The sequence below is a fragment of the Tuberibacillus sp. Marseille-P3662 genome (assembly GCF_900178005.1).
Classification (GTDB): Bacteria; Bacillota; Bacilli; order Bacillales; family Sporolactobacillaceae; genus Marseille-P3662.
Genome location: NZ_FXBS01000006.1, coordinates 1,012,234 through 1,029,959 on the forward strand (window position 1 = coordinate 1,012,234; position 17,726 = coordinate 1,029,959).

The window sequence follows — 17,726 nt, forward strand, 5'->3', positions numbered from 1 at the left end:
TTCTAACGTTAATTAACGATTAGATCGGGAAGAAACATAACCATTTGTGGCACAAAAGTAACAATAAGCAATACGATAATCATGGTTATATAGAATGGCATGAGCGATTTAAACAATTTTTCAATCTGAAGTTTCCCGATTGCGCTCCCGACAAATAATGCCGATCCAACAGGTGGTGTAATTAATCCAATGGATAGATTAAGCATTAGTAGAACACCGAAATGGACGGGATCCATTCCCAGACTTGTAACTACAGGTAATAAAATAGGTGTGGCAATCAATATTAATGGGGCCATATCCATGATCATCCCGAGCATGAGTAAGATGATATTAATCAATAATAGAATCACGATTGGATTGTCCGAGAAGCTCACCAATCCTTCTGTAATTTGAGCCGGAACGCGTAAGTATGCCAATAACCATCCAAAAGGAGACGAAGCCGCAATTAGAAATAGAACCATTGAAAGTGTTTTCACACTTCTGAATAAAATAACTTTAACATGTGACAGCGGGACGTCTCGATACACAAAAAATGTTATGATAAAGGCATACACGGCTGCTATCGCGGCGGATTCCGTTGCCGTGAATACACCACTTACAATGCCGCCAATAATGATGATCGGTGTTAGTAATCCCATAAGACCTTCAGAAACAATCCTCGGAACCTCTTTAGCTGGTACCCGTTCCTCTTTTGGGTAATTTCTTTTTACAGCAATGATATAAGTAGTTATCATCAATGCTAAGCCTAGGATAATTCCTGGTAATAGTCCGCCTATAAAGAGCGAACCAATGGATACACCCCCGGCTGCCATTGAATAAATAATCATATTATGGCTTGGCGGGATAATCACGCCCTGGGCTGCACTGGAAACTGTGACACTGACCGAATAATCCGTGTCATATCCCTTCTTTTTCATCATTGGAATCATAACAGAGCCAACCGACGACGTGTCAGCAACAGAAGAACCGGAAATCCCGCCGAAGAATGTACTGGTTAAAACGTTAACCATAGCCAGGCCACCGCGAATTTTACCGATAATCAAGTTGGAAAAGTTGATCAGCCGTCGGGAAATGCCACCTTCATTCATGATCTCACCGGCTAGAATAAAGAACGGTATTGCGATAAGGGAGAAAGCGTTTAACCCACCCACCATACGTTGCATTAAAGCGGCAACGTCAATATCTAGATAGAGACCTGTTGCCAACGAAGAAACAATTAAAGCTAAAGCGATGGGTACTCTAATCATAATAAGTAGAATAAAACATCCTATTAGTATACTGATGCCCATTTAACTGTCACCCGCTTTACGCATTTTTAAAACTATCAATTGTTTGACTAAAAGTATTAAGCCATAGAGAATCATAAGCACACCGGCTGTGGGAATCGATGCATACAAATAACTTGATGGCAATTTCGTAGCCGACATGGTTGAATTCCCCATGAGTGCCGTAAATCTTAACCCCTCTGAAACGAATAAAGTGCCAACGCCGATAATGAGTAAATCAATCAAAATATCGCAAAATAAACGAAAAATAGGATTCATTTTGTTATAAACGACTTCAACACTGATATGCAGATGATCCCGAAATCCGATCGACATACCGATAAATCCAAACCACACCATTAAAAGTAACGTTGTTTCACTTGACCAATAAGGGGTATGATTGAAAATAAAGCGCATAAATACTTGATATGAAATAATCATTGTCATCGCTGCTAATAAAATCATCGCGAAAACATCCACTAGTCGATTCAGCCAATGATAAACTTTTAAAAATAGGTTCATCATATCATTCTCCTCAAAACTTATGGTAGGGGGAGCAGAGAATCACTCCCCCACCCGGTTTTTATTTTACATTTTCGATTTTCTCGATCATGTCACCGAATTGATCGCCGTATTTGTCGTAAACCGACTGAACTGCCTCACGCCAAGCAGAAGTATCATCAATTTTAATCATTTCGTTACCGTTGGCTTTAATTTTTTTTAGTGACGCTTCGACAAGCTTTTTCCACTCTTTTCGTTGAAGCTTTACAGACTCTTTTGCGGCTTCCTGAATCAATTGTTGATCTTTATCACTCAATTTGTCCCAAAGTTTACTTGAGGCAATAACAATTTCAGGGACAGATGAGTGTTTATTTATGGTATAATATTTCGCCACTTCATAGTGCCCCGTGGTAAAGTAACTAGGAATATTATTTTCCGCACCATCAATCACACCTGTTTGAATTCCTGAGTAAACCTCTTCAAAAGCCATAGGTGTAGCTGATGCACCTAATGCTTCTACCATATCGATGGCCATCTCTGATTGCTGAACTCTTATCTTAAGGCCCTTAAGATCCTCAGGTTTTTTGACAGGGTGTTGCGAGTTGTAGAAACTTCTGGCACCAGAATCGTAATAAGCAAGCCCGATCATGTTCGAAGACTTTAATGAATTCAGCAGCTCTTGCCCGATATCCCCATTAAACACCTTCCATTTATGCTCTTCGGACCGGAATAAGAATGGCATTGATAAAACACCAATGGAATCGGAGAACTCGGTTAACGGTGTCGCGTTCACTCGGGCTAAGTCAATAGTACCCAATTGTACTTGTTCAATGACACTTTTCTCATCGCCTAGCTGGCCGCCGGCATACACTTTAATCTTAATTCTGCCGTCTGTTTTTTCTTTAACAAGGCGAGCAAATTCCTTGGCGCCTAGTGTTGTTGGATAATCCTCCGGTTGGTTTTCAGCAAGTTTTAAGACCATTTGTTCTTTTCCATTATTCTTACTGTTACTTGCCTTTGATGAACTTTGACTACACGCGATTAAACTCATGGCCAATAGTATCAACAATCCGAAAATTGATAATTTTTTCATGCTAATGGCTCCCCTTTATTTCAACCATTTGTGTTCTGGATCATCAAAGGGGCGTAATGCACGTTGGGATTCCCCGCCCAGGAACCAAAGATAATAGACTTGATAGCCTCCCGCTGCTGCGACGGGATGATACCCCCTGTCGATCGCAAAACTGTCTCCGTGACGAACGGTATACGCATCATCAATGTCACCATCATCTGTATAATGAAGTTGGACACCAAACCCTTGTTCAGGATTGATTTGATAGTGATAGACTTCTTCCAACTTCACTTCTTCGGGATATTGATCTCTGTCATGTTTGTGCGGCGGGTAACTGGACCATTTGCCGGGGTGATTATAGGTTTCACCGAGTATGATTCGCTGCACCCGGTGTTCAGCATTGTCAGGGATAATATCATGAACTTCTCTTGTCCAGTTATCTTTCCCCCGATGATTAATAACAATATCCTCAGGTGTTACCACAAACGGTTCAAATTGATCTTCTGCCTTTGCTTTGCAAACGGCGATCTGAACATCCGCTTCCGCTTCAACCGCATAATCAGCTTGACATGGAAGATATACGGCTGTCGCTTTCCCTTCAAATACACCGTTACGTTGCCCTAGGTTATGCCACTGATGGTCTTGACAAGTCACCGATGCTTTACCAGACAGAATCACCAGAACAGTTTCATATTCTTCTGTAAATCCCTCATAGTCTTTTCCTTTTTCTAAGGCAATTTTCCCAAGTGCTAAATAGTTAAGACGCTCAAAGTCGCTGCTAATGATATCTTGATAACCGTTAAACCCTTCTTGACTCGACTTAAAAAATACGGATGGATTTGTTTGTAACAACAGAATAACCTCCTCTGATTTGATAACGCTTACAACAAAAGCATCATCTTCTCATTCATTGTGGATTAAGAAACTGATGAATCGCCTTCACCATGCCATTTTCTAAAATGGATTGGACGTATTCACTAACTGCCCTTGGCAGGCCATCAATGGTTGTAAGATTCATGTCCCATAGCTCTTCATTGGCTAGGACAGCATTGACGACATCGCTAATATCTTTGGTTCCGAACTGATAATCCTGCCACACCTCCTTAAAGAAGTTAAGCGTACTGGCATTATCGCGAATGGTGTAGCTTGCACCGTCATCTCGCCTTCCTATTAAATGATGATCTTCTATTTGATTTGAACGGTATAGCGTTATGATTGAAGCTAAAGAAAAACAAATCGTTTTCGGCAGTTGATTGTGGTCTTGTATCCAAGTCTGAATCGTTGGCAACAGTCGAGTTTTATATTTTGAAACACCATGTAAGCCAATGTCCAATAAGTAGTGTCTATTATAAGGATTATGAAACCGCTGAACGGTAGCATCAGCGAATGCATATTTTTCATGGTCATTCATATTTAAAACAGGCAATATGTTCTCATAAATCCCGGCTTTGATAAATGCATTTAGATTGGTGTCCTCCATGGCCTCAAGAACGGTGTCCTTTCCGGCTTGATAGGCAGCAGCATACATGAGGGTATGTGCGCCATTCAGTATCCGAACTTTCAAATGACGAAACGGTGTGACATCTGCCCAATGAACATTAAGCCCGGCTTTCTGAAACGGCAGTGACTGAGCAATGCGGTCATTGGCTTCGATAGCGAATAAATGGTAGGGTTCTCCGACTGTTAACAAAGCATCATGATAACCCATGTCCTTTTCCATTTGATCGGCTTCGTCCTTGGGATAACCCGGAACAATGCGATCAACTAAGGTGTGACAAAAATCATTACAAGTCTCCAACCAATCTATGAACTCAGCAGGCAGCTCCCAATCATTGGAGTATTTCAACACAGCTTGTTTTAAAATGGTTGCATTGTCATTAACAAGTTCACACGGAATGATGGTTAATCCTGCATCCCGTGCTCCATCAGTTACTTGATATCTGTGATACAAAAAGGCGGTTAGTTTTCCGGGGTAAGAGAGCGGTGCTTCTCCTTTTGTAAAAGGTTCCTTTGTATACTGTAATCCGGCTTCAGTTGTGTTAGAGAACACAAACTGTATGCTAGGGTTCTCAGCGAGATCAAGGACCTCCTCCCAATGGTTATAAGGATTAATTCCCCGACTGATAGCGGATATAATTTCTCTTCGAAAAACTTCTTTATGATCTTCCACACCTCTTAAAACTAGGGTATAAAGACCATTCTGTTGATTAAGCTTGGGAACGACTTTTCCATGAGGTGTGGGTTGAATCGCTGCAATTCGACCTTGAAATAACCCCTGTTTATTGAGTTCATGAATCATCCAATCAATAAACCCTCTTAGAAAATTCCCTTCCCCAAATTGCACAATTTTTTCAGGATAAGCCTCCAAGAACGTGTCATGATGTTCTGCGACTTGCTTATTGAGTTGCTGCAACAGTGATCACCTCCACGCAATATAATAAGACTTACAATGTCACGCCATCTTTGAAAATAGCTATTTCCTTGAAACCGTTTTGTTCATTTTTGGTCAAGCTTTTCCCTGAGGCAACATCGACGATATAGTCAAAAAATTGCCGTTTGATCGTTTCCATCTCTATATCTTCCGCTAAGGGACCTGCATTAAAATCAATCCAATTCTTCTTCTTCTCGTACAGTTGGTTATTTGTGGACATTTTCACTGTTGGAACAGGACCGCCGTAGGGCGTCCCTCTCCCCGTCGTAAACAACACAATATGAGCACCCGCTGCTGCCAAAGTTGAAACAGAAACCAAATCGTTACCTGGTCCTTGGACAATGTTCAAACCATTTTTTGATACACGACTGCCATAAGGAATGATATCTTCTACCTTCGCGAAACCACCCTTCTGCACACACCCCAATGATTTTTCTTCTAATGTGGTGATGCCACCGTCTTTGTTACCAGGCGATGGATTCTCATAGACCTCTTGATCATGTTTGATAAAGTATTCTTTAAATCCGTTAACTAACCTGACCAGATCGTTAAATACTTTCTCATCCGCCGCTCTTTCCATTAAGACATGTTCAGCACCGAACATTTCCGGAACTTCGGTTAGGATGGTGGTACCGCCATGTTCAATTAACATGTCTGAAAAAGCCCCAACTAAAGGATTTGCGGTTATTCCAGAAAAACCATCTGATCCCCCGCATTTTAATCCAACCTTTAACTTGGATATTGGAACATCCTGTCGTTTGTATGTCGCTGCCTTTTCAACTAATTCTCCTATCAACTGAAGGCCTTCCTCAATTTCATCACCGGCTTCTTGTGCGAATAAGAATTTAACTCTATCAGGATCATAGTGACCAATAATTTCTTTAAAAGCTTTAATGTTATTATTCTCACATCCCAGTCCGATAACGAGAACTCCAGCCGCATTGGGATGATTGACAAAATCACCAAGTATCTTTTGGGTGTTTTGGAGGTCATCACCTAACTGTGAGCAACCGTAGGGATGCGGAAAATTATAAATACCGTCAATGCCATCAGAGGTATCATAAGTTGATTGTCCCATTTTGGCTAGAAGTTCAGCCGTTTTATTGATGCACCCAACAGTATTCACAATCCAGATTTCATTTCTAATACCCACCTCACCATTGTCCCGGATATACCCTTTAAACGTCCGGTTTTCAACGGGATTGTATGTGGCAGCTTTATCTGATGATGGTTGATACTCATAATCTAGTAAACCTTCAAGCTTTGTTTTCATGTTATGGCTATGAATCCATTCACCACTTCCAATAGCTTCTGTCGCAATACCTATAGGATAGCCATATTTATAAATATCTTCCCCTTTGCTGATTGGCTTCAACGCAACCTTGTGCCCTTGTGGAACATCCTCCTTTAATGTGATCTTGGAATTGCCTACAACTAAGGTCGTTCCTTTTGATTGCGCTTTCAAAGTAATAAAAGCGGAATCATCATCATGAATTCGAATTTGGGATGAATTTGTCATTTAACATCACAGCTCCCATTTTTAAATAACAACGTTGTTATTTAATGGTGAAAATTTCAACGTTGTTATTTGCTCTTAAAAAGTTTAAACTGCAATTAACAACGTTGTTATTAGTCATCATATACCTTATTCAAAAAATGTTCAACCTTTTATTTCAAAAAATTAATGGAGGACTGGAAAATGGGAGTGACCATAAAAGATATTGCACGGATGTCAGGTGTTAGCTACTCAACCGTTTCTAAAGCACTTAATGATAGCCCACTTGTCAAACCGGAAACAAAAGAAAAAATCTTAAAGGCATCTAAAGAATTAGGCTATACACCTAACTTTGTTGCCAGAAATCTAGTCTCTAAAAAAAGTAAAACGATCGGGCTTGTATGGCCAACGATTGAACGGGTTGCTTTATCGTCTTTGGTGACTCAGGTTAACAAAGCAGTTGAGGATAACGGTTATTCAATGATCTTATCGGTTAACAAAATGGATGCTGCGATTGAAATGTTCAAACGCTTTCAGGTTGATGGAATTATTGTTTTTGAAGAAGATTGGGATAGTTCCATTGATCCAAACAATGTTTCACATATGCCCATATTATCCTACGGGGTTCCAGAACACCATGCCTATCCCGCTATTTCTGCAAACCCTCAAAAGGCAATTTTTGCTGCTGTTGATTATTTATATCAATTGGGCCATACAGATATCACATATATTGGCCATTTGTCCACTTCTGATCGAAGACAAATTGAAAAATACAAAGGATTTGAAACGGCTATTCAAGCATTTGGTTTGAATTCAGAAAAACCATTTTCTATTGATACGAAAGGTTTAGATTGGGATCACGGTTACCGTGCCGTAAAAAAACACTTTGCGTATAAAGATAAGACGACGGCGATCATTAGTGGCAGCTACGAAATCAGTGTGGGAATATTACATGGTATCAAAGAATTAAATCTTCGTGTCCCTCAAGATATTTCTATCATGGGTTATGATAATATCCCACATATGGGGATTTTAGAAACCCCATTATCGAGTGTTGGGGTACCCCTTGACCAGTTATCTAAGCAAATGGTTGACATGTTGCTAGATCTTATCGAGAATCCCGCGACAATGGCAACACCATTTACACATGCCTTGGAACCACAAATTAATGATAGAGGGTCATGCAGTGACCTTAAAAAAAGGCTGTAAATGCTTGTATATCAGCATTTACAGCCTTGTTACTAGTGGAGCTTACGGGGCTCGAACCCGTGACCTCTTGCATGCGAAGCAAGCGCTCTCCCAACTGAGCTACGTCCACGAAATGGAGCGGAAGACGGGATTCGAACCCGCGACCCCCACTTTGGGAAAGTGGTATTCTACCGCTGAACTACTTCCGCACATAATTCCTTATAACTATCCCCATCAATTACTCTAATTATATTATAAATAACCCTTTATATGCAAAATAGATATTTGAGTGGATTATAATCCGATTTTCGGATGAAATCTATCAAAAACACAAACCAAGCTTCCCATTTTGGGTTCGTTCGGTTTGTGTTTAGTAAAAAGAATAATTTTGACTTGCGAATTTGTTGTAAATTAACTCCATATAAATTTATTTTGCGAACATCTCTTTATTTTCATATACCATTTCCCCATCAATTAATGTTGCAAGCACTGTTATATCCTTAATTTTCTTTGGGTCAATATCTGTTGGATCCGCTTCTAATACAGCAAAGTCAGCCCGCTTGCCTATTTCTATACTACCAGTATTTTTTTCATCGAAAATTAATTCAGCACCATAAATCGTCATTGATTTTAAGGCGGTGATGACATCAATCTGTTGTTCAGGGCCAAGGGTTTCTCCTTCTCTTGTCAAGCGATTGACAGCGGCCCATACAGAGAATAAAGGCGATATTGGGGTTACTGGACAATCTGAATGTAAAGTAAACAGTAAGTCTCGTTCAACGACATCACGCAATGGACTGATTCTTCTTGCCCGTTCCGGCCCCAAAAACAGCCGTTGATGCCGATCTCCCCAATAGTATACATGATTGATAAAAGCAGAACCACAAACACCCAAATTTTTCATCGTATCTAAGTCTTCCGGCGTAGCTGTTTGGATATGTTCAATGCGATGACGATGATCGTCTCGTGGAACATTATTCAAAGCATTACTGTACCCTTCCAGGATGGAACCAATGGCCCTGTCCCCATTTCCATGAATAGCAATTCGAAATCCTCGTTTGTGTAAGTCTATTATCTCTCTATTAAATACTTGTTGCTCATGGAATAATTCACCCACTTTGTCTGGTTCATTATAATAGGGCTTTCTCAAAGCTCCAGTCAGACCTTGAATTGAACCATCTTGAAATAGCTTTGCACTGTCTAAACGGGCTTTACCATTAGATCTCGATCGAATTTCGGCGTCAAGTTGATGTGCGGTGTAACCGGCAAACATATTGTTTTCTTGTAAAAGCGTATGCATAATCATGAGTTGTGTACGCATTGGATTGACACCTTGTGCCGCTGCTTTAAGATGGACCTCCAATTCACTCTCTCCAAGATGCATCCCAACAGCGGCATCCGTATTCGTCGTAATTCCTTGGGCCAAATAATCTTGTGCGCCGTCTCCTAGGAGCGTCATCATTTTTTCAGTTGTCGGTTTTGGAATGACCGCTTGAATGGGAGCCATTGCCGGATGCTCATATAGGACCCCATTTAGACGTCCGTCATTTCCGCGTCCGAAATGTCCTCCTTGTGGATCCGAGTTGTCATCTTCAATTCCTGCCAAATCCATTGCCACTGAATTCGCAACAGCTAAATGAGCAGATATGTGGCTAACAAACACAGGATGATCGGGTGCTATCTTATCTAACTCCTCTCTTGTAGGGTGGCGTTGTTCTTCTAGAAGCGTATCATCATAACCATAACCTTGAACCCATTGTCCTTTAGGAGTATTATCAGCCTTTGTGCGAATACGTTCTAAAATGTCACTGATGTTCTTATTCGGTGGGGTACTACAATTCGCTTGATTCCGAAGTTGAGAATACATTAGTATATGATTATGTGTATCAATAAATCCTGGTAATAGTGTTGCTCCTTTTAAATCAATCATCTCTGTTTTTTGGGTTAAATTAATTTCATCCCGACTAGGCTTCCTTTCAGTCCATATTCTGCTAATAGATCCATTTGTTACAGCTACGGAACCTGCCTTTCGATTTTCACCATCGAGCGTTAAAATATTGGCATTAGTTATTAGTAAATCTATTTCCTTCATTTTTGGAACCTCTCCTTATACTGTGAAAATTGAGCATTTTAAAATATTTCTTCACACTTCAACATTCTTATCATCTGGAGGTGGCACAATCGTTTCATCATCTCTACCCCTTGCTGAATTCAGGTCTTCCCAATAGACAGCCCGCACCTGTTCAGTTTTGGAATGTTGAGTTAATAAACTGATTACAACGAGACTAAGTAAGGAAACTAAAAAACCGAATATCGTGTGATTGAGGTTAATGCCAAGGTATGGCCAACTTATTGTTGCGATACAAGCTAAAATCATACTTGATAAAACACCGATTTTTGTTACTCTCCTCCAAAACATGACAGCCAAAAAGGGAAGCACTAATATCGTAGCAGATAATCTTAACGCTCCTTGGTACAAGGTAATTATATCGGTGATATTGTAGGCTATAATTACGGCAAGTACAGATATGATCACAACGGTTAATCGGGACATGAACATTAGATTCTTTTCACCCGCTTTGGGGTTAATGATGCGTTGGTAAATATCTCTCGTTAGATTGGAACTACCTTGAAGAATAAAGGAATCAGCACCAGTCATTAGTGCGGAGAGCAAACCTACTAATACTATTCCTCCAATAACCGGTGGTAACATGTCAGTAGTGACATAAGAGAATACCAAATCCGGATCTATGTCCTCTGGGACATAATGCTTTGCAGCAAGACCTATAGAATAAGGTAAGACCGAAATAACCATTACAATAAGTAATCCTGTAAGCCCTGCCCCTTTAGCAATTTTTTCGGTTCTGGAAGCAAAAATTCGCTGCCATGTCGACTGCCAAATTAAATAAAAAGGACCAACAGATAATGCAAAAAGTAAAACATCACCCAAACCATTGGGCCCTAACGGAGACAAGTACTCAGTCGGTGTATTTGAAAGAATGTCTCCAAAACCACCTCCATAAACAATACTTGTAATGAACAATATGATAATGCCGCAGATTAAAACAACCGATTGAATGGCATCAGTGATAATGGTTGCCGGCAGCCCTCCCAAAATGGTGAATCCTAAGATGATGATGAAAGATAGAAATATGCCTGTTCCCATTTCCATTCCGAAAGCCAATTGAAAAACAGTTGTCATGCCAATCATCTGTAATGCAGTCGTTGGAACAGAATATATGATGGCAGACAAAATCGATGGCAGCAGACCTGATCTTCCTCCAAATCGTTCATTAAATAAGTCAGCAATCGTATACAGCTTCTGTCTTCTCAATGGTTTAGCTAAAAATAAAACCAACAACAGACCGAATATAGAGGCTGGAAAAGCAAATTTAAAAAATCCTGAAAGGCCTACATTAAATCCCATTCCAACCCAACCAATAAATACGGCTGCGCCACAATTGGTACTAATGATTGTGCCAACGATAGGCCAAAATCCCACATTCCAACCGGCAATGAGATAGGAATCAGAGGTCTTGATTTTGGTGAAAAAGTAAAATCCCATTGAGAACATGAAAATAAAGTAAATTAGCGTGTACGTTAAATACCAACCCACTTTTTTATCCCCCCTCAGGAATTGATACTGACGTCAGTACCAGTTTCTCACTTAAAACTAACACAATATTTCTCTATTTTCAATAAATTTTTAAAAATCAATTTAGTCAAAATTATCTTGATTGCTGATTTTTATTATTGAGGTGATGATGAAAAAAGCTGTAAATGCTTGTGATATCAGCATTTACAGCTTTTTTACTAGTGGAGGCTACGGGGCTCGAACCCGTGACCTCTTGCATGCGAAGCAAGCGCATTTCCAATTGAGCTAACGCCCCATCCTCAATCTGCTTCATTAATCATGTTCATTCCATTCTTCTTTCAACATACTGTAGATGATAAAATCATAAAATACGCCGTCAATTCTCTCAGCCTGTCGTAGACGTCCTTCCACGGTAAAATTCAGCCGTTCGGGAACAGCACGGCTTTTGGTATTGTCTTCAACGGCCTTGATTGCGATTCGATTTAATTGAAGTTCCTGAAACGCAAATTTGATCAGGCCTCTCACTGATCGGGTAATAAATCCTTGTCCTTGATGCCTCTCACCAATCCAATAGCCGATTTCGGCACTCTTCGTTCGCCAATCAATACTGGATAAACCCATGAGTCCAACGAGTTGCCCCTTATACAAAATGCCACATTGAAAGCCTTTTCCTTCAGTGAAGGATTGTAAAGATTTTTCAATAAAGGCTTTCGTATCTTCAGGTGTTTTCGTATCATCAACAAAAAATAAATAACGCCGCAAATGTTCCCTGGACTCATCCAGCAATCTAAAAACGTCGTCAGCGTGCCTCGTTTCTAACAACATTAATTGTAGCGTTCTATCAATATGTAATGTGAACATAACATCAACTCCTAGTAATTGATCGCTTGAACGTTCTTATTAAATTATTCAATATTTCTACATCGACATTTCAATCTCCTCTTTATGGCTGATAAAAAAGCGCAAACGCCCTCCACAGATGACTTTCCGCTTTGTTGTATCCAAACATAAGGTATAAATATAACCTATGACAGTACTTGGAAAGGTGGCCAAAAATGTCTTTTGATCGATACTATGACCTGTGTAATGAAAATATGGGGCAAGCGGTAGAGATAACTTGTCATGATGGGACGATTCGACGTGGTATTATAGAACGAGTGGACGAGAGATGTCTCTATTTAGGTGAGTTTCCCTCCGGTGGCTGTGATAACGACAGTCAGGGCTACGGTATGTTTGCATGGGGCTATGGTGCGGGTGGCTATGGAGGTTATGGTTACGGTGCTGGACCGATTGCATGGGCTTCAATTTGGGCGCTCGCTTTATTACCCTTCTTCTTTTGGTAAACCACTAAAACACCTGTCTAAGACAGGTGTTTTAACTATAATATGTTTCGAGAATTTGTTTAACATAATTTTGTGTTTCGGAAAAAGGAGGTACACCGTTATATTTCTCAACATTGCCTGGCCCCGCATTATAAGCTGCTAAAGCAAGCACTTTATTACCATTAAACCGGTCAAGCATTTGTTTAAGGTATTTCGTACCTCCATTAATGTTCTGCTCCGGATCAAGACGATTAGTGACGCCCAGAGACTGTGCGGTTGCCGGCATTAATTGCATCAAACCTGCGGCGCCTGCCTTACTTTGGCTCAATGGATTAAATCCACTTTCCTGTTGGACGACCGAACGAATCAACTGTTCATTCACACCGTATTGAGCAGACGCTTTTCGTATGATGTTGTCATATTCACTATTTGATCCATTAGTTTCGGGCACAGATCGGGTTTGAAATGGTATAAGTGAACGATCGAATGGCTCTGATATTGTAGGCTTGTTTTCGTTTGATGACTGCTTGATGGTTAGATATGAACGTAAAATATTAGCGAACAAACCGCTTGTCGGCGTTGAAGTTGGTGTTTGACTGTATCCGGATGTCGAGCTTAAACGATGGATCGCACGCGCCATCATCATTTCTCTGATACTAGAAATATTCATGCCTGTCATCCTCTTATTTCATTTCTTTTAAATTCCCCCTTTATTCTATCACAATTCCATGGATAGAAAAGACATTCCGTCGATTTTTTAATTATTGACTTTTATAGGTTTAGGGTTGGCTAACATTAGCCATGCTGTATATGATTAAAATTGTTAAGGATTAATATGACGAAGATCTGAAGTTTGCCCCATGCGTTTCAGGATTCTGTCTTAATCAACAATCATTAAATTGTTATGTTAGTTGATCCAATCATATTTCATATGATAGACAAAATGATCAATGGCTTCGTGGTGGTTCGCCTGAAACCGCTGATTTATGTGCTTTTTAGATTGAAATGATGGTTTTCGATCTTTTTTGATTGCATCATAAGATATGTTAACCGGTCGGTGTCGGCGTTGCAAACTGGCTCCCTCCTATGCATCTGCAAGTTTTATACATATCTATGTTGTCACCGTATCATTATTACTGTAATATTAACTAATTAAAGCATTATCCCCCTATTATGGGCATTCATAACGAATTATATCAATAAGAGGTCTACCCTCTTCGCTAAGCATTACCTATCACTTTACGATGTAGAAAAGAATGTCGGCTAAATCTACAACATAGTCAAAATAATTTTAGTTAGATGGAGGGCAACTCAAGTATGAGAAAATTCATGGCCCTGGTTGTCGCCCTTGTAGTTGTTATTCCTTTAGTATTTTCTAAACCAGTTGATGCTGATACAGATGGGCATCAAAGGACGTTTCATCAACCGGAATGGTTTCAACAATTCAGCGAAACTTTTAATATTGAATGGCAACAGATGAGGAATCGCTTTCAGTCAGAACAGGATCAAAAACCACAACAATCAACAAAAACTAAGAAACCTGGTGAGGATAAGAAGGAAAAAAAACCGGATTCATCCGATTCCGCGATTAAACCTTTTGAAAAACAAGTTGTGAAATTAACGAACAAAGAGCGGACCAAACGTGGTTTGAATCCGTTGAAAATCGATAAAAAACTTTCAAAAATGGCCAGAAAAAAATCAGAAGATATGCGCGATAGCGGTTATTTTGATCATAAATCACCAAACTATGGATCCCCTTTTGACATGATGAAACAATTTGATATTCACTTTACTGCTGCTGGTGAAAACATCGCTGCCGGACAAAAAACGCCTGAACAGGTTGTTGAAGCTTGGATGCATAGTGAAGGTCACCGTAAGAATATACTTAATGACAGTTTTACACATATTGGACTTGGCTATGTAGAAGGCGGAAAGTACGGAACCTATTGGTCCCAAGAATTTACCAGAAAATAAGCAATCATTTATTTAAGACTGACACCGTCTCCTGGTGTTGGTCTTTTTTTTGTTAAATGAGCGTAAAATATGTATGAAAGCCGTAGGCAATTAAAGCGCTTTCTGATAGTCTGAAAGATGCAGGTCAAAGGGATTGGGGGCATGCACATGTCGATGAATCGAAAAGAAGTATGGAGCTGGATGTTCTATGATTTCGGTAACTCAGCATTTGCCACAACCATTATGGTTGCTGTATTGCCGGTGTTCTATAAAACAGTGGCTGCTAAAAACTTGGAAGAAGGTCTTGCCCTGTCTTACTGGGGCTACACGCAGTCAGCCGCATTATTTATTGTAGCTGTTCTCGCTCCATTCCTAGGTGCGATCGCGGACTATTCTGGTTCAAAGAAAAAAATGTTATTAAGTCTTGCTTTTATGGGAATTTTGGCGAGTTGCGCTCTTGCATTAGTCAGTGAAGGTAACTATATCATGGCGTCTCTCCTTACAATTGTAGGTACGGTCGGCTTTTCAGGCGCCAATGTTTTCTATGATGCATTTTTACCGGAAATTGCTCCCAAAGATAAAATCGATCAAATCTCCAGTAAAGGATTTGGTTTCGGTTATGTTGGCGGTGGTATTCTATTGGTTATAAATATGCTAATGATTTCGAAATGGGATCTATTTTTCTCAAGCAAAACGGCAGCGACGCAAGTTACTTTTATAACTGTGGGGCTTTGGTGGCTCGTCTTTACGCTACCTTTGCTTCGAAATGTCAAAGAACGTAAGCCGGCAATGGAAACGTATCCAGGCAATATTGTCCTCATTGGTCTTGGGCGCATTCGTCATACGTTTCGCGATATACGTAAATATAAAATTTTGCTAACTTTCCTAATTGCTTACTGGCTGTATAATGACGGTATCTCTACCATTATGAAAATGGCTACCATTTACGGTAGCAGCATTGGCATCGGGACTAATGATTTAATTTTAGCGCTTGTCATCACGCAATTTATCGGTATTCCGTGCACGTTCTTTATCGGATGGATTGCGGGTAAAATCGGCCCTAAACAAACGTTAACGATGATTTTGGTTGTCTATACCTTTATCGTCTGTTTCGGGTATTTTATGACCACCGCCCTCCATTTCTATCTACTCGCTGCGGTCGTTGGTCTTGTTCAAGGTGGTGCCCAAGCTTTAAGTCGGTCTATATTTAGCAGTATGATTCCGGCTAACAAACACGCTGAGTTTTTTGGGTTTTATAATATTTCCGGAAAATTAGCAGCCATTGTTGGTCCCTTCGTCTTTGCTTTGACGAACCAACTCTTTCATTCCGAACGGATTGGCATTCTCTCATTAATCCTCTTTTTCGTGATGGGTATGTTTCTACTTAGCCGTATCGATATTGATAAAGGCAGAAGAGATGTTGAAGAAGCTTTATAACTAAGAGAAGCCTATCATCTATTATTATGAATCTTTATAAAAAAACCTCACGGAAATGGACCGTGAGGTGGACTCGTGTTTGCAGATTTACCTAGTAATAGTAAGGATAAGGGTAAGGACGGAAGGCAAAGATGTTACCTAAAGCGACGCCTGTTAATGCTCCGGCAAAACCACCGAAAAAGGAACCACCGCCGCCATAGCCCCAGGCAAACATTCCGGGGCCATCGAAGCCAGCACCGCCACCGACATCACCCATTCTCCTTATAAATACCGTCTCCCTTTCAACGGAATGAACAATGCCTCGGTGAATCATACCGTCATGGCACTCGATTTCCACCGGTTTATTGATATGCTGACAAGCTTGATGATAGATATGCTCAAAAGGCATGCACCCACGCTCCTTTGGGACAAGATTCAGTCAATCAATGCAAAGCCTTACTCACATCCTATGATGGTCAGTTACTTTCCGTATGGGGCAAACGAACAGGGCGAATACATATTTTTAACATATTTGACAAGCTGATTATCATATACCGTTATAAGAAAGGGGCACTTCGCCCGCTTCGCTAATTACTACCCTATCATTTGAGCGGGGAAGGAAGGTCGACGTAGTAAAATTAATTAAATAAGGGAGTGTTTGATGTGAACCAAACGAGTTATATCGAAACGACTTTATTTGAACATCGATTTTGGTTACAAATTCTTGGTGACCATGCGCGGTTTATTCATTCATCCTTAAGCCCAAATGAGAATCAGTATATTAGCACAGCCCAGGGTTACATTCAGATTTTTGATCAATTACTTACGAGGAGTCGACAAACGGGTTTATCAGATGATGAAATTGTATCTCTGACCCAATCGGCGGACCAGTATGCTAGGAGAATCCGCGCTTTTAAGCTTAAAATCCTGTCGGATCACTTATACGCTGATGTTAATATTCACCTTTCGCCTACCTTCATCAATCATATGGTCAATGAAGTTGAAGAGTACATTAGGGTGTTAAAATATCTAATGAAAGGTGAGATACCACAGGTGCCACATGAAATTCACCATCACATGTTATGGCTGCAAGATGCTTATGGTCATTCAGGAGCTATCAATGACCAATTAGACGGTACGGAATATACGCTTAAAGAAAAAACGCAGTCATTTACGAAGACCTTTCAACATTTCTATCTTAAAGCTGTTGAGATGGCCGGTTATTTACGCACTCATGTCAATGAATTCCCAGCTTTACAACGGTTTAACCAGCAGGCCAATACAGAAATGGCGATATTCAAAGATTTTCTCCGTGAATTAGAAGAAATGGAATTAAAAGGTGAAGTTCTTGACGTCTTAACACCGCTTATGGCTGATCATATGGCGCGGGAAGAATGTTATTATCTAATCAAGTTAGCGGAATCGCAAGAACAGCCATTACCCAATTGCGATCCCACTCAACCGAGAACCCATTCTGGATAACAGCCG

General features: G+C 40.3%; 16 protein-coding genes, 2 tRNA genes and 1 pseudogene. 5 read left to right on the forward strand and 14 right to left on the reverse strand.

Annotated features, from left to right (window positions below; translation table 11 throughout):
- Window positions 1–8 precede the first annotated feature (8 nt).
- From B9Y89_RS13665 to B9Y89_RS13690, 6 genes are all read right to left on the reverse strand, one after another.
- Entirely contained in the window at window positions 9–1,289 is a 1,281-nt protein-coding gene (locus B9Y89_RS13665) for a TRAP transporter large permease (protein WP_085523758.1), read from the reverse strand.
- On the reverse strand, window positions 1,290–1,787 hold the full coding sequence (locus B9Y89_RS13670; protein ID WP_176222229.1) for a TRAP transporter small permease: 498 nt from the start codon (window positions 1,785–1,787) through the stop codon (window positions 1,290–1,292).
- Between the two features lie 61 nt (window positions 1,788–1,848).
- Complete coding sequence (locus B9Y89_RS13675) at window positions 1,849–2,859, reverse strand: TRAP transporter substrate-binding protein (protein ID WP_085523760.1); 1,011 nt, start codon at window positions 2,857–2,859, stop codon at window positions 1,849–1,851.
- 15 nt (window positions 2,860–2,874) lie between these two features.
- The gene (iolB, locus tag B9Y89_RS13680; protein WP_085523761.1) at window positions 2,875–3,690 is read right to left on the reverse strand and encodes a 5-deoxy-glucuronate isomerase; all 816 of its coding nucleotides are present in this window, start codon (window positions 3,688–3,690) and stop codon (window positions 2,875–2,877) included.
- Window positions 3,691–3,745: 55 nt separating this feature from the next.
- Window positions 3,746–5,251, reverse strand: coding sequence for a tagaturonate reductase (locus tag B9Y89_RS13685; RefSeq protein ID WP_176222230.1), 1,506 nt, complete (start codon window positions 5,249–5,251; stop codon window positions 3,746–3,748).
- A gap of 31 nt (window positions 5,252–5,282) precedes the next feature.
- The gene (locus B9Y89_RS13690; RefSeq protein ID WP_085523763.1) at window positions 5,283–6,788 is read right to left on the reverse strand and encodes a UxaA family hydrolase; all 1,506 of its coding nucleotides are present in this window, start codon (window positions 6,786–6,788) and stop codon (window positions 5,283–5,285) included.
- Between the two features lie 180 nt (window positions 6,789–6,968).
- Between B9Y89_RS13690 and B9Y89_RS13695 the strand changes: the two genes are divergently transcribed.
- On the forward strand, window positions 6,969–7,973 hold the full coding sequence (locus tag B9Y89_RS13695; protein ID WP_085523764.1) for a LacI family DNA-binding transcriptional regulator: 1,005 nt from the start codon (window positions 6,969–6,971) through the stop codon (window positions 7,971–7,973).
- Window positions 7,974–8,009: 36 nt separating this feature from the next.
- Here B9Y89_RS13695 and B9Y89_RS13700 read toward each other — a convergent pair.
- The 5 genes from B9Y89_RS13700 to B9Y89_RS13725 form a co-directional block, all read right to left on the reverse strand.
- Window positions 8,010–8,080: transfer RNA gene (locus B9Y89_RS13700), tRNA-Ala, on the reverse strand.
- Between the two features lie 6 nt (window positions 8,081–8,086).
- Window positions 8,087–8,161, reverse strand: a tRNA-Gly gene (locus B9Y89_RS13705).
- Window positions 8,162–8,379: 218 nt separating this feature from the next.
- A complete protein-coding gene (locus B9Y89_RS13710) occupies window positions 8,380–10,044 on the reverse strand; it encodes an amidohydrolase (RefSeq protein WP_085523765.1) in 1,665 nt (554 codons plus the stop codon).
- Between the two features lie 51 nt (window positions 10,045–10,095).
- A complete protein-coding gene (locus B9Y89_RS13715; protein WP_085523766.1) occupies window positions 10,096–11,568 on the reverse strand; it encodes a sodium:solute symporter family protein in 1,473 nt (490 codons plus the stop codon).
- Between the two features lie 291 nt (window positions 11,569–11,859).
- Window positions 11,860–12,408, reverse strand: a complete 549-nt coding sequence (locus B9Y89_RS13725) for a GNAT family N-acetyltransferase (protein WP_085523767.1) — start codon at window positions 12,406–12,408, stop codon at window positions 11,860–11,862.
- 194 nt (window positions 12,409–12,602) lie between these two features.
- On the opposite strand from B9Y89_RS13725, the gene B9Y89_RS13730 reads away from it, so the two are divergent.
- Complete coding sequence (locus B9Y89_RS13730) at window positions 12,603–12,890, forward strand: hypothetical protein (RefSeq protein ID WP_085523768.1); 288 nt, start codon at window positions 12,603–12,605, stop codon at window positions 12,888–12,890.
- A gap of 31 nt (window positions 12,891–12,921) precedes the next feature.
- On the opposite strand, the gene B9Y89_RS19490 is transcribed toward B9Y89_RS13730, so the two are convergent.
- Both B9Y89_RS19490 and B9Y89_RS19095 read right to left on the reverse strand, forming a co-directional pair.
- Complete coding sequence (locus B9Y89_RS19490) at window positions 12,922–13,539, reverse strand: lytic transglycosylase domain-containing protein (protein ID WP_303393581.1); 618 nt, start codon at window positions 13,537–13,539, stop codon at window positions 12,922–12,924.
- A 237-nt stretch (window positions 13,540–13,776) separates the two neighbouring features.
- Window positions 13,777–13,941 carry a hypothetical protein gene (locus B9Y89_RS19095; RefSeq protein ID WP_176222231.1) on the reverse strand — a complete coding sequence of 55 codons (165 nt, stop codon included), beginning with the start codon at window positions 13,939–13,941 and terminating at the stop codon, window positions 13,777–13,779.
- Between the two features lie 524 nt (window positions 13,942–14,465).
- Here B9Y89_RS19095 and B9Y89_RS13740 point away from each other — a divergent pair.
- Window positions 14,466–14,843 (forward strand): annotated as a pseudogene (locus B9Y89_RS13740) (CAP domain-containing protein); the annotation flags it as partial.
- A gap of 147 nt (window positions 14,844–14,990) precedes the next feature.
- The gene (locus B9Y89_RS13745) at window positions 14,991–16,259 is read left to right on the forward strand and encodes an MFS transporter (RefSeq protein WP_369596735.1); all 1,269 of its coding nucleotides are present in this window, start codon (window positions 14,991–14,993) and stop codon (window positions 16,257–16,259) included.
- Window positions 16,260–16,350: 91 nt separating this feature from the next.
- Here B9Y89_RS13745 and B9Y89_RS13750 read toward each other — a convergent pair whose 3' ends face one another.
- Window positions 16,351–16,647: a hypothetical protein gene (locus tag B9Y89_RS13750; RefSeq protein WP_085523771.1), complete on the reverse strand. Its 297-nt coding sequence runs from the start codon at window positions 16,645–16,647 to the stop codon at window positions 16,351–16,353.
- Window positions 16,648–16,901: 254 nt separating this feature from the next.
- Here B9Y89_RS13750 and B9Y89_RS13755 point away from each other — a divergent pair, with 254 nt between their 5' ends.
- Window positions 16,902–17,720 (forward strand): DUF2935 domain-containing protein, encoded by an 819-nt coding sequence (locus tag B9Y89_RS13755; protein ID WP_085523772.1) that lies wholly within the window; start codon window positions 16,902–16,904, stop codon window positions 17,718–17,720.
- The last annotated feature ends 6 nt before the right edge of the window (window positions 17,721–17,726 follow it).

Excerpts from the sequence above, each read along its gene's own strand:
- B9Y89_RS13730 (WP_085523768.1), top strand. The coding sequence starts at position 12,603 with ATGTCTTTTGATCGATACTATGACCTGTGTAATGAAAATATGGGGCAA.
- B9Y89_RS19490 (WP_303393581.1), bottom strand. The coding sequence starts at position 13,539 with ATGAATATTTCTAGTATCAGAGAAATGATGATGGCGCGTGCGATCCAT.
- B9Y89_RS13710 (WP_085523765.1), bottom strand. The coding sequence starts at position 10,044 with ATGAAGGAAATAGATTTACTAATAACTAATGCCAATATTTTAACGCTC.
- B9Y89_RS13665 (WP_085523758.1), bottom strand. The coding sequence starts at position 1,289 with ATGGGCATCAGTATACTAATAGGATGTTTTATTCTACTTATTATGATT.
- B9Y89_RS13725 (WP_085523767.1), bottom strand. The coding sequence starts at position 12,408 with ATGTTCACATTACATATTGATAGAACGCTACAATTAATGTTGTTAGAA.
- B9Y89_RS13675 (WP_085523760.1), bottom strand. The coding sequence starts at position 2,859 with ATGAAAAAATTATCAATTTTCGGATTGTTGATACTATTGGCCATGAGT.
- B9Y89_RS13750 (WP_085523771.1), bottom strand. The coding sequence starts at position 16,647 with ATGCCTTTTGAGCATATCTATCATCAAGCTTGTCAGCATATCAATAAA.
- B9Y89_RS13745 (WP_369596735.1), top strand. The coding sequence starts at position 14,991 with ATGTCGATGAATCGAAAAGAAGTATGGAGCTGGATGTTCTATGATTTC.
- B9Y89_RS13670 (WP_176222229.1), bottom strand. The coding sequence starts at position 1,787 with ATGAACCTATTTTTAAAAGTTTATCATTGGCTGAATCGACTAGTGGAT.
- B9Y89_RS13695 (WP_085523764.1), top strand. The coding sequence starts at position 6,969 with ATGGGAGTGACCATAAAAGATATTGCACGGATGTCAGGTGTTAGCTAC.
- B9Y89_RS13690 (WP_085523763.1), bottom strand. The coding sequence starts at position 6,788 with ATGACAAATTCATCCCAAATTCGAATTCATGATGATGATTCCGCTTTT.